The following is a 12051-nucleotide window of genomic DNA, read 5'->3' as shown; positions in this document are numbered from 1 at the left end:
GATGCGAAATTTTTTCCTAGCAGCAATAATAAAAAAAATTAGACAATAAACATATTTTTATTTTTTGGACTGCGGTAGGTGCTCTGACACAGTTGCTGGTTTTTTGTGGGGATATGCTGACCCCCCTCGGGTTTGCGCATGGAGTTTTATACGCGCCCGCAACCTTTTTTGGTTTATTAGCGAACAGAGTGATTTCGATTTGGTTGATCGGTTCGTTGGGGATGCTAGGGACAGGATTGGGAATTTTTTATAGCAACGGAACTTTGCCCAACGTAGGCTATGAATATATTCTTCTCAACCGATTATTAGGTTGGGGTACTATTATTGCATCGGCTGTGGCAGCCATGATTCTTTTGCGGTTGCGACGTCAACGTCGTGTCTCCCGAGTGGCCTTGGAGGATACTGCCTCTTTGTTACAGGTGGCGAGCACTGTCGGTGGATTGGGTGGCTGGCGTGTGAAGCTTCCAGAGATGGAATCGTATTGGTCCGCAGAGGTTTTCAAAATATTGGGCCGCCCGCATGGTACGGTTCCCGATATAGACACCATCATCGGGTGGTACGCTGAAAAATATCAGACCGATGTTCGCGATAAATTAAAAAAATGTGTTTTCGATGGTCACCCGTTCGATACTGAGATACAGGTGATTCATCCAGATGGTACGCCCCATTGGGTGCGTTTGGTCGGAGAGGCTGTTTGGAACGATCAAGGGCAGATTGAAGCTGCGCAAGGTGCTGTACAAGATATTGACAAACACAAGGCTGTACAAAAAGAAATAGAAAGCAGTCGCGAAGAGTGGCAGTTGCTTGCAGAGTCGGTGCCCATGATCGTCTGGACGACGAACTCTCTGGGACGCATGAGTTACGTGAACCAGTTTGCTGCCGGATACATGGGAAGCAGTGCCACGCAATTGATCCAAGAAGGCTGGTGGCAATACGTGCATCCTGACGACAAGCCCAACGCCAAAGCAATCTGGAAAGCTGCGCTGATGGGGGTGCAACCGTTTCTCGCTGAATTCCGGGTGCTGCGCCACGATGGCACATGGCGCTGGCATTTGGCGCGTGCCGTGCGGGTGGATGCATCCCAAGGCGCACAGTGGTATGGAACCGCCATGGACATCCAGGACTTCAAGGAGGCCCAGGAAACGGGTTCACAACTTGCCAGCCGCTTGGTCGAAACTATGGAAAGCGTGGCAGATGCCATCTTTGTGCTGGACCACGACTGGATTTTCACTTACATGAACCGCCAATGCGAGACGGTTCTGGAACGTAAGCGTGAAGAATTGCTGTCGCGTTGCGTCTGGGATGAGTTTCCGCAAGCCAGGGGTTCCAAATTTCAACTGGAATATGAGCGCTGTGTGAAAGAGCATGCCACCGTTCGCTTTGATGCGGAATATGCGCTACTGAAAAAGCATTTCGAAGTCAGTGCATATCCGCATCAAGGGGGGGTGATTGTCTATTTTCGGGATGTGACAACACAAAAACGTTTGGCCGAACAATTGCAGCAAGCCCAGCGCATTGACGCGCTCGGGAAGTTGACCGGCGGCGTTGCACACGATTTCAACAATCTTTTGACTGTGATATTGGGCAACGCGGAAATCTTGGCAGAGCAATTCCCGCCCTCGACACAAGAGCAGGCGCTGACCCAGATGATTTCCTCTGCCGCACAGCGCGGGGCTGAGATGACCCAGCGCTTGCTGACGTTCGCGAGCAAACAATCCCTGGAGCCCCAGGTGCTGGAGCTCAATACCCTGGTCAAGGACATGAGCCCTTTGCTGCGTCGTTCGCTGGGTCAGCAAATCTGGGTCGAAATCATTTACTGTGACGGGCTGTGGCCCACGTTGGTGGATCCAGGGCAGCTGGAAATGGCTTTGCTGAATCTGGCCATCAATGCCCGGGATGCCATGCCGAATGGAGGGCGTTTGCTGATTGAGACCAGCAACACTGTCCTGGATGAAGACTATGCTGCACAGCACATGGATTTGCAGGCCGGACCGTATGTGATGCTGGCGGTCTCCGATACCGGGCAGGGTATTTCAAAAGAAAACCTGGCGCGTGTGTTTGAGCCTTTTTTCACAACCAAGGAGCAGGGTAAAGGCACAGGTCTGGGGCTTCCGACGGTGTATGGCTTTGTCAAGCAGTCACGCGGTCATGTCGCGATTTACAGCGAAATCAACCAAGGGACCACGGTGAAAATTTATCTGCCGCGTTGCCTGGAAAATGACCGCTATACGCCAGCTTCGGCCATGCATGAAGTGCACCACGATGGACAGGGGCGCCTGGTGCTCTTGGTTGAAGATGACGCACAGGTGCGAAAAATCAGCCGGCGCCAGCTGGAAACACTGGGTTATGCCGTGATTGAGGCAGAAAACAGCCAGCAAGCCTTGCACCAATTGGTTTGCGAGCCCGATATTGCGCTGCTGTTCACCGATGTGGTCATGCCCGGTGGCATGAGTGGCAGCGAATTGGCGCATCAAGCGCGCACTTTGCGGCCCGATTTGCCGGTGCTTTTTGCTTCAGGCTACACCGGCCATGCCATGGTCCACCATGGTGGTCTGGGAGCAGGGGCACTGCTGCTGCCCAAGCCTTATTTGCGCTCGCAACTGGCAGATAAACTGGTGCAGGCGTTCAAGTTGGCAGCAACCCGTGACTTGGGCAGCAGCTTACCCTGAGTGAGGCCGCGAGCCGTTTCTCCAGTTCTGCAGCGCATCCCGCAAGCCATGCAGTGATGGCATGGCCACAATCCCGTCCATTGGGGACTGGTACAGTGCCGCGCTATTGCCCCCGACCCACAGTGCCGTGTCGCGGGGCAATCTTTGGCGCAGCTCGCGCAGCGAGGCTTTGACCACAGCCCCTGGCTGGTTGTTGGTAAAGCTCAAGCCCACGACATCGACGCGATGCGCTTGGGCGGCTTGTACCACGTCCGTCAAGGGTGTCTGTGTGCCCAGTGACACGCAGTGGCAGCCCTCCAGGACCAGCATCGCCTCGACCATCAGCAAACCCAGGCTGTGCATCTCCTGCGGCAAGGTGGTCAGCAGCACCTTCGGACACTGTGACCGCAGCGGTGGCGGAAGTGTGGCGATCGCCTGCCGCAGCACGACGGAGATCGTTTCCGTGTACAGGTGCTCTTCAAACACCTGAAAGCGTCCTTGGGCCCAAGACTCACCCACCGCAATCGTCAGAGGCACCACCAGGTCCGTGACGAACGCTGCCAGTCCCATGCGCAACTGGGCCTGTGCCAGTTGATGGCGCAGGCTGACCTGGTCATGTGCAGCAATCGCGACCAGCCAGTCTTCCAGCGGCACCGTGGTCTCTGCGCCTTGGGGTGGCCGCGCCGGCATGACCGTGGCTGGCATCGCAGACGTTCCAGGGACCAGCAGCGCTTGCAGCGCTGCGAGGTCCAGGCCCACGACCTTGCTGGGACGCATCCCGGACGCCAGCAGTCGACTGATCAGTACCAGTTGCTCAACCTGGTCAGAGGGGTAGAGGCGATCTCCGGCACTGTCGCGCAGTGGTTGTGGGAAACCATAGCGTTTTTCCCAGACACGCAGCGTGTCTTTGGACAGTCCCGTCTCGCGTTCAACCGCCGCAATCGGCAATCCGGATGTGGACGTGCTGTCCGAAGCAAAGGCATTCATGAGGGCTCCCGCAGGTTCAGCGCCGCTGCAGCAGACAAAAGGTGAGCAGTCAAGCACATGGACAAAACCATGGTGGACAAAGTGAGAATTTTCATTAATTGTCTAAGACAAATAGAATTTTGTCTAATTAAAACTATTCCCGGATGTGCGGTCTTCCTTTCCACCGCATCCGGCCTCCGTCACCCCACCGCACAAACGTCCCCCGAGGGCTGTGCCCGGAGCTTTTGCCATGAAGGTTGCAGTCATCGGTTCAGGAATTTCAGGCTTGGCCGCGGCACACCGCCTGCGTGCACAGGCCCAGGTGACCTTGTACGAGGCCGGCCCGTATTTTGGCGGGCATTCGAACACGCTGGATATTGAATTGCCAAATGCACAGGGGCAGCTGGTCAGGCACGGGGTCGACACCGGTTTTCTGGTCTTCAACGAGCGGACCTACCCTGGTCTGATTGCCTTGCTGCACGAGTTGGGGGTGCCTGCTGCACGCTCGGACATGTCGTTTTCCGTGCAGGTGCCTGAGGCTGGCTTGGGCGGGCAGGGGCTGGAGTGGAATGGCGCCAACCTGGCGACCACGTTTGCCCAACGCAGCAACCTGCTGCGCCCAAAATTCTGGCGCATGCTGCGCGAGGTGCTGCGTTTCAACCGTTTGTGCACGGCGATTGCGCAGGCGAACGAGGAGGGCGCGCTGGCCCAGCCGTTGTCCGACTTCCTGCAGCAGCACGGCTTTGATGCGAGCTTTCGCGACTGGTACTTCCTGCCCATGCTGGGCTGTATCTGGAGCTGCCCCACCGACCAGATGCTGCGTTTCCCGGTGGCCACGATGATCCGTTTTTGCCACAACCACGGCCTGATCCAAGTGAACGACCGCCCGCAGTGGTGGACTGTGGCGGGTGGCTCACGCGAGTATGTGCAGCGCATCGTGCAGCAATTGCCGGACGCCCGTTTGCAGACGCCGGTGCAGCGCATCGAGCGTGATGCGGCCGGGGTGCGCGTGTACACGCACGGGCAGGTGCAGCGTTTCGATGCTGTGGTGCTGGCTGTGCACAGCGACCAGGCCCTGCGCCTGCTGGCCCAGCCTTCGGTGCAGGAGGAGGCTGTGCTGGGCGCGATCCGCTACCAACCGAACCGGGCCGTGCTGCACACCGATGTGTCGGTGATGCCCCAACGCCGCGCGGCCTGGGCGGCCTGGAACTACGAACGCGCGCCCTCGGCCACGCAGGAATCGGCCCGGGTATGCCTGCACTACTGGATCAATCGCCTGCAGCCGCTGCCCTTTGCACAGCCTGTGCTGGTGTCGCTGAACCCCGTGCGCAGCATCGCCCCCGATCAGGTGGTGGCAGAGATCGATTACGCGCATCCGGTGTTTGATCTGCCTGCCATCCGTGCCCAAGCCCAGGTGCCTGCGCTGCAAGGGCAGCAGTTCACCTGGTTTTGCGGCGCCTGGACGGGCTATGGCTTCCACGAGGATGGCCTGCGGTCCGGCTACGCGGCCGCCGCTGGCGTGCTGGCCAGCCTGCGCCAACCCGCGGAGGCCGCATGAGCCCCGTCCCAGCGCCTGTCACGGGGGCGGTGCCCCTGATCGGCTTTGGCCATGTGCGGCATACCCGGCTACGGCCGCGCCGCCACCGTTTTGTCTACCCCACCTTCTTCCTGATGCTGCCCATGCGCACGCTGCAGCGCCAGCCCGATGCCGCCGGCGTGCTGGCCTGGAACCGGCCGGGTCTGCTGGGCTTCAGGGACAGTGATCATGGCGATGGACGCAGTGCCGCGCAGGGCGGTGCGCTGGCGTGGCTGGAGACGGTGCTGCAGGCCGAGGGCATGGGCGATGCCGACGGCGAGATCTGGCTGCAGTGCTATCCGCGTGTGCTGGGCTACAGCTTCAAGCCAGTCAGCTTCTGGTATTGCCACCGCAGCGACGGCACCCTGCGCGCCATCGTGGCCGAGGTGAACAACACCTTTGGAGAGCGCCACGCCTACGTGCTGGACCACCCTGACTATGGCTGCGAGCTGCAGGCCAGCAAGGTGTTCCACGTCTCGCCCTTCTGTCCGGTGGAGGGCGGCTATCGCTTCGAATTCCAGCGCCGCGGGGTCGAGGGCCTGGACGCGGTGTCCGTGCGCGTGGACTACGACGATGCCCAGGGTCCCCTGGTGCTGACCGGCGTGGGCGGGCGCCTGCAGCCGTTGACCGCCGCCGCCCGCCGCCACGCCCTGTGGCGCTATCCCTGCATGACGCTGGCCGTCACGGCCCGCATCCATTGGCACGCGCTGCGCCTGTGGCTCAAGCGCGTGCCGTTCTACCGCAAGCCGCCGCCTCCGTTGCAGCCGGTCACCCGTTCCACCTTGCACCGTTAAACACCATGCATCCCACTGCCCCCACTTCCACCGCCGTGACCCTGCCCACCGACATGCCCGCCGTGGCACGCACCGGCTTGCATCTGCTGCAACGCATGCGCCATGGCAGCCTGTTGCTGGAGTTGCCCGATGGCCGCCAACTGCACTGTGGCACTGGTGGTCTGCCCGCTGCCAGCATCCGGCTGCGCAACTGGAACGTGTTTGCCGCCGTGCTGCGCTCCGGCGACATCGGCCTGGCGGAAAGCTACATCGCCGAAGACTGGAGTACGCCGCACCTGGCCGACCTGTTCCGGCTGCTGCTGGCCAACCGCGAAGCGCTGGCCTCGTTGGTTTACGGCTCCTGGTGGGGGCGCCTGGCCTACCGGCTGCGCCACCTGCTGCGCCGCAACACCAAGGCCAACAGCCGCAAGAACATCCATGCCCACTACGACCTGGGCAACAGCTTCTACCAGCTGTGGCTGGACCCCAGCATGAATTATTCCTCGGCCTGGTTCCAGGGGGATCTGCAGGGCGACCTGACCCAGGCACAGTACGCCAAGGTCCGCCGGGCGCTGGACAGCGCCGCGGTACAGCCTGGCCAGCGCGTGCTGGAGATCGGTTGTGGCTGGGGCGCGCTGGCCGAAATGGCCGCGGTCGACCATGGAGCCCAGGTGGTGGGCGTCACCCTGTCGACCGAGCAGCTGGCCTATGGTCAACAGCGCATGGCCGCCGCCGGGGTGGCGCAGCAGGTGGACCTGCGCTTGCAGGACTATCGCGACATCCAGGACGGCCCTTACGACGCCGTTTGCTCCATCGAAATGCTGGAAGCTGTGGGGCGCGAATACTGGCCCACCTACTTTGCGCATGTGCAGCGCCTGCTCAAGCCGGGTGGCAAGGCCTGTATCCAGGCCATCGTCATCGATGACGCCCTGTTTGACCGTTATGTCCAGGGCACGGATTTCATCCAGCAGTACATCTTTCCCGGGGGCTGCCTGCCCAGCACCGAGCGCGTGCGCGCCGAAGCCCAGCGGGCCGGGCTGCGCGTGGAGCAAGAATTCGCGTTCGGCCAGGACTACGCCGAGACCCTGCGCCGCTGGCACCACCAGTTTGTGCAGCAGCGTGGCCAGGTGCTGATGCAGGGCTTTGACACGCGCTTCCTGCACACCTGGGAGTTCTACCTGGCGTATTGCGAGGCGGCCTTCAGCGTGCGCAACATCGATGTGGTGCAGTTCACCCTGGTCAAGGATTGAAAATCCATAGCTGACAGCGCAGGTGCCATATGCCTCAACGTCACTTTTTATTCACACTGCCTAGCCACAAGACCCTGCGTCACCTCGTGGCCTGCGCGGGGTTGGTGGGCGCATTGGGCGGGGCGCCGGCCCACGCCGAGCTGCCAGATCCCGTGGCCCAGGCCGTGGGCCAGCCCCGGCTTGCGGGACAGGGGCAGATGCGCTTTCTGGGCCTGCGCATTTATGACGCCCGGTTGTGGGTGGGCCCGGGCTTTGATGCCCAGACCTTTGGGGCTTTCCCGTTGGCGCTGGAACTCACCTACCACCGGGCGTTCAGCGCCCAGGCGATTGCTGAGCGCTCGGTCCAAGAAATAGGGCGCCAGCGCACATTGGACGCACAGCAGGCGGCGCGCTGGACGGCTGCACTGGCGCAATGGCTGCCCGATGTGCAGCCGGGTGACCGCCTGACGGGGCTGTACTTGCCGGGCCAGGGCATGCGCTTATGGCGGGGCGGGCAGCTGTTGGGCCAGCTCAGCGATGCCGATTTGGCGCGGCATTTCTTTGGCATCTGGCTGTCGCCACAGACGTCGGAGCCCCGGCTGCGCAGCGCCTTGCTGGCTGCAGTGGCAGAAAGCGCCCCATGACCAGCTTGCCCACCGCCCACGCGCTGCCCTGGCGGTCCGGGCTCTTCTATGGACTGTTGGGCTTGCCGCTGGCTTTTGCGGCACTGCCGCTGTATGTGGTGCTGCCCCACCATTACGCCCGCAGCTTTGGCTTGCCGCTGGCCACGGTGGGTGTCTTGCTGATGGCGGTGCGTCTGGTGGACGCGGTGGTTGAGCCCTGGCTGGGCCGCGCCAGCGATGCCTTGTTCGCTCGCAGCGCCCGCGCCGTCTTGCTGGCGGGGGCGGTGGCGGCCACGGTGCAATGGCTGGGCATGGCAGGACTGTTTTTTCCTGCCGTCGACGGACAGGGGGCCCTGGGGGCCTGGCTGGTGGGTGGTTTGCTGGTCACCTGCATGGCCCACAGCCTGCTGGTGATTGCGCACCAGGCCTGGGGCGTGCGCCTGGGGGGGGATGACTTGCTGCGCGGGCGCATCGTCGCCTGGCGCGAAGGCCTGGGGCTGGCCGGGGTGATTGCGGCCTCGGCCTTGTCGGTGGTGTGGGGGCCGACCGCCATGCTGGCGGTGCTGGGCGGGGCCTTGTTGCTGGGCTGGCTGACCTGGTGGCGCGCGCCCCGGCCGGTGCCCGAGCCACCGACGGCCGCGCTGCCTTTGTGGGAGCCGCTGGCACAGCCCGCATTCCGGCGGCTGCTGGCGGTGTTCATGTGCAACGGCATTGCCAGCGCCATTCCGGCTGCGCTGATGCTGTTTTTTGCCCAGGACCGGCTGCAGGCCAGCGAAACGGCCACGGCGGCGTTCCTGGTGCTGTATTTCATCTGCGGGGCGGCTTCCATGCCACTGTGGCTGCGTGCTGTGCAGCGCTGGGGGTTGGCCTGGAGCTGGTGGCTGGGCATGCTGCTGGCCGTGGTGTGTTTCGCCTGGACCGCCGGTCTGGGCAGTGGCCAGGTGCAGGCCTTTGCCGTCATCTGCGCGCTGACGGGGGTGGCCTTGGGTGCTGACCTGGCACTGCCCGGGGCCTTGCTGGCGCGCCTGATTGCCGGACTGGGCGCGCAGGGGCAGCATGACGGCGCCTATCTGGGTTGGTGGAACCTGGCCACGAAACTGAACCTGGCGCTGGCGGCGGGTGCCGCGCTGCCGCTGTTGCAATGGCTGGGTTACGCCCCCGGCAGCCAGGACGCCCAGGCCCTGCAGCATCTGGCCTGGGCCTATGCCCTGGTGCCGTGTGCCCTCAAGCTGCTGGCTGCACTGCTGCTGTATGTGCTGCTGATTCGCCGGGAATCTCACCCGGCATGGAACCCAAGGAGTTTGTCATGAATCGACGTCGCACCATGTTGCTGGCGGCACTGGGTGGTGCCGCCTGGCTGGCCGGCTGTGCCGGCCCCCAGCCCCAGGACTATGCCAAGGAACAACCGGTGCTGGAACTGAACCGCTATTTCAATGGCCGGGTATTGGCACATGGCATCTTCCAGAAGCGCGATGGACAGGTCGCCCGGCGCTTTACGGTGGTCATGGATTGCCACTGGGAGGGCAATCAGGGGGTGCTTGACGAGCATTTCACCTACTCGGACGGCAGCACCCAGCGGCGTGTATGGCGCCTGGTCAAGCACGCCGATGGGCGCTACACCGGCCGCGCCGACGACGTGGTGGGCGAAGCCACGGGGCAGACCGCGGGCAACGCCTTCCGCTGGAACTACACCCTGCGCCTGCCCGTCGACGGACGCGTGTACGAGGTGCAGTTCGACGACTGGATGTTTCTGATGGACGACCGCGTCATGCTCAATCGCGCCACCATGAGCAAGTTCGGCGTCCGCCTGGGCGAAGTGCTGCTGTCCTTCAGCAAACCCTGAGGAGCGGGGCCATGCCACTCAATCTGCCCATCACCGACTGGCAAGGCCGGCGGGTCTGGATCATCGGCGCCTCATCCGGCATTGGCCGCGCAGTGGCCGAGGCCTTGCATGCGCGTGGTGCTCGCGTGATCGTCTCCGCCCGCCAGCAGGCGGCTTTGCAGGCGTTTGCGCAGCAGCACCCGGGCAGCCAAGCCCTGGCACTGGATGTGACCGAACGCCAAGCAGTGGCTGCTGCGGCCCGTGAGGTGCTGGCCGCCGGGCCGCTGGACTTTGTGTGCTACTGCGCCGGACACTACCAGCCGATGCGTGCTGACGCGCTGGACCTGGACGAGCTGTTGCGCCACCAGCAGGTCAATCTGACCGGTGCCCTGCACGTGCTGGCGGCCGTGGTGCCGGCCTTGCTGCGTGCGGCCCATGAGGGCCGCTCCCCCCATCTGAGCCTGGTGGCCAGTGTGGCGGGCCTACGCGGGCTACCACAGAGCCTGGCCTATGGCCCGACCAAGGCGGCCTTGATCAATCTGGCGGAGACGCTGTTTCTGGATCTGCGCCCCCAGGGCGTGGGCGTCAGTGTGATCAACCCGGGTTTTGTGGACACCCCGTTGACCGCGCAAAATGAATTCCGAATGCCGGCCTTGTTGACCCCGCAGCAGGCGGCCGATGCCATGCTCCGCGGTTGGGCGCGCGGCGCGTTCGCCACCCATTTCCCGTGGCGTTTCACGGCCTGGCTGCAACTGCTGCGCCTGCTGCCGTATCGCTGGTACTTTGCCCTGGTGCATCGCCTGACAGGACTGTGAACGGATGAATTCTGAGATTTACCCCGCGTTGTCTACGCCTGTCGGTGGCGCTGCTGCTTCAGCGGAGATGCTGGCTGCCGTGGCGTGCCTGGTGCAGTTGTACGAACAACTGACGCCGCAGCATCTGGACAGCCTGCACCTGTGCTATGCCCCACAGGCGCATTTCAAAGACCCCTTCAACGATGTGCGTGGGGTCGCCAGCATTCGCCAGGTGTTTGCCCACATGTTCGCCACGCTGGAGGCGCCACGCTTTGCCGTGACCGAGCAGCTGGTGCAGGGCCGGCAGGCCTTTCTGGCATGGGAGTTCCACTTTCGCCTGCGCCGTTGGCGCGCAGACCAACCGCAGTGCATCCGCGGCGGCAGCTTGCTGCGCTTCGACGCACAAGGGCTGGTGCAGGAACACCGTGATTACTGGGATACTGCCGAGGAACTGTACGAAAAGCTGCCTGTGCTGGGCGTGCTGATGCGGGGCCTGCGCCGCGCGGGCGCGGCCCCCCAGGCACAAGCCTAAGCCTGAGGGAGACATACATGGGATTGACGTTGCACCACCTGGAGACTTCGCGTTCGCAGCGCATTTTGTGGTTGCTGGAAGAGCTTGAGCTGCCTTACAACCTGCGCCTGTACCAGCGCGACCCCGCAACGCGCCTGGCCCCGGCTGAGCTCAAGCAGGTACACCCCCTGGGCAAATCACCGGTGATCACCGACGGGGACACCGTGGTCGCGGAATCCGGCGCGATCATCGAATACCTGGTCGAGACCTATGGCGCGCAGGCCCGTGGTGATCTGCAGCATTTGGAGCCAGCGCGTGGCACTCCAGAACACCGGCAGTGCCGTTTCTGGATGCACTACGCCGAAGGCTCACTGATGAACTGGTTGGTGATGAAGCTGGTCTTCGACACTATTCCGCGCCAGCCCATGCCCTTTTTTGTGCGACCGATTGCACGGGCCCTGTGTGGCAAGGTGCAGCACAAGCTGGTCATGCCGAATGTGCAGACCGCGTTGGCTTTCATGGACAGTCACTTGGCCCAGCACCACTGGTTTGCTGGCGAGCACATGACAATGGCGGATTTCCAGATGAGCTTTGCGGTCGAGGCCGCGCTGGCACGGGGAGGGGATGCGCAAGCCTGGCCGCACCTGCTGGCCTACCGCCAGCGCATGCAGGCACGACCTGCCTACCAGCGGGCCTTGCACAAAGGTGGGCCCGTGGTGATGTCTGCCTGAAGGGTGGAAATCTGCTAACAACGACGATTGGTGGCGCGCAAGAGATAACCAGGCAACGGGGGTCACTCTCAGCCTCAAGCAGGGATTGCGTCGAACTGGATATTGCGGTGCGTGTTGAACTGAACACTTAGCCCCCTGCTTACGCGGCCTTTTACGCTGTGCCTCGTACCAGCGTTTCTCGTATTGCATGGGGCTGAGTGCAGATTCGAGCGCGCCACGCCCAGCACCAAGCAGACCGACTTCATCGGTAGTCCCCGGGCAACAAGGGCGAGCGCGCAATCCACTTTTTTGCAGCAGCGATCTCCACGGCTTCCTTGAGGATCTCGTTCTCCAAGGTCTTCTTGCCCAGCACGCGTTGCAGCTTGGCGATCTCTGAAT

The 12051-nt window shown here is 62.6% G+C and carries 11 protein-coding genes and 1 pseudogene; 10 read left to right on the top strand and 2 right to left on the bottom strand.

Annotated features, from left to right (window positions below; translation table 11 throughout):
- Positions 1-113: 113 nt before the first annotated feature.
- Positions 114-2669 (top strand): PAS domain S-box protein, encoded by a 2556-nt coding sequence (locus tag CA2_RS16760; protein ID WP_081889058.1) that lies wholly within the window; start codon positions 114-116, stop codon positions 2667-2669.
- On the opposite strand, the gene CA2_RS16755 is transcribed toward CA2_RS16760, so the two are convergent.
- Positions 2661-3635: a MerR family transcriptional regulator gene (locus tag CA2_RS16755; protein WP_042420152.1), complete on the bottom strand. Its 975-nt coding sequence runs from the start codon at positions 3633-3635 to the stop codon at positions 2661-2663. The two genes, CA2_RS16760 and CA2_RS16755, sit on opposite strands and share 9 nt — an antisense overlap.
- Positions 3636-3864: 229 nt before the next feature.
- Here CA2_RS16755 and CA2_RS16750 point away from each other — a divergent pair, with 229 nt between their 5' ends.
- The 9 genes from CA2_RS16750 to CA2_RS16710 all read left to right on the top strand — a co-directional run bounded on the left by CA2_RS16750 (position 3865) and on the right by CA2_RS16710 (position 11673).
- Complete coding sequence (locus tag CA2_RS16750) at positions 3865-5172, top strand: NAD(P)/FAD-dependent oxidoreductase (protein ID WP_042420150.1); 1308 nt, start codon at positions 3865-3867, stop codon at positions 5170-5172.
- Positions 5169-5984, top strand: coding sequence for a DUF1365 domain-containing protein (locus tag CA2_RS16745; protein WP_042420147.1), 816 nt, complete (start codon positions 5169-5171; stop codon positions 5982-5984). The genes CA2_RS16750 and CA2_RS16745 overlap by 4 nt, the downstream gene beginning before the upstream one ends.
- A 5-nt stretch (positions 5985-5989) precedes the next feature.
- Positions 5990-7213, top strand: coding sequence for an SAM-dependent methyltransferase (locus CA2_RS16740; protein WP_042420145.1), 1224 nt, complete (start codon positions 5990-5992; stop codon positions 7211-7213).
- Positions 7214-7317: 104 nt separating this feature from the next.
- Entirely contained in the window at positions 7318-7836 is a 519-nt protein-coding gene (locus tag CA2_RS16735) for a chalcone isomerase family protein (protein WP_439708943.1), read from the top strand.
- On the top strand, positions 7833-9125 hold the full coding sequence (locus CA2_RS16730) for an MFS transporter (protein WP_042420143.1): 1293 nt from the start codon (positions 7833-7835) through the stop codon (positions 9123-9125). The genes CA2_RS16735 and CA2_RS16730 overlap by 4 nt, the downstream gene beginning before the upstream one ends.
- Positions 9122-9658, top strand: a complete 537-nt coding sequence (locus CA2_RS16725) for a DUF3833 domain-containing protein (RefSeq protein WP_042420141.1) — start codon at positions 9122-9124, stop codon at positions 9656-9658. Before CA2_RS16730 ends, CA2_RS16725 begins: the two co-directional genes overlap by 4 nt.
- 11 nt (positions 9659-9669) lie before the next feature.
- Positions 9670-10452 (top strand): SDR family NAD(P)-dependent oxidoreductase, encoded by a 783-nt coding sequence (locus CA2_RS16720; protein WP_042420139.1) that lies wholly within the window; start codon positions 9670-9672, stop codon positions 10450-10452.
- Positions 10453-10519: 67 nt separating this feature from the next.
- The gene (locus tag CA2_RS16715; protein ID WP_042420137.1) at positions 10520-10963 is read left to right on the top strand and encodes a nuclear transport factor 2 family protein; all 444 of its coding nucleotides are present in this window, start codon (positions 10520-10522) and stop codon (positions 10961-10963) included.
- Between the two features lie 17 nt (positions 10964-10980).
- Complete coding sequence (locus CA2_RS16710) at positions 10981-11673, top strand: glutathione S-transferase (protein WP_042420135.1); 693 nt, start codon at positions 10981-10983, stop codon at positions 11671-11673.
- A 200-nt stretch (positions 11674-11873) separates the two neighbouring features.
- On the opposite strand, the pseudogene CA2_RS18175 reads toward CA2_RS16710, so the two are convergent.
- Positions 11874-12051, bottom strand: a pseudogene (locus CA2_RS18175) (IS3 family transposase); the annotation flags it as partial.

The organism is Comamonas aquatica NBRC 14918 (assembly GCF_000739875.1).
GTDB lineage: Bacteria > Pseudomonadota > Gammaproteobacteria > Burkholderiales > Burkholderiaceae_C > Comamonas > Comamonas aquatica.
The sequence above is the reverse complement of the archived record's forward strand: the minus strand, read 5'-3'. Positions and strand labels throughout refer to the sequence as shown.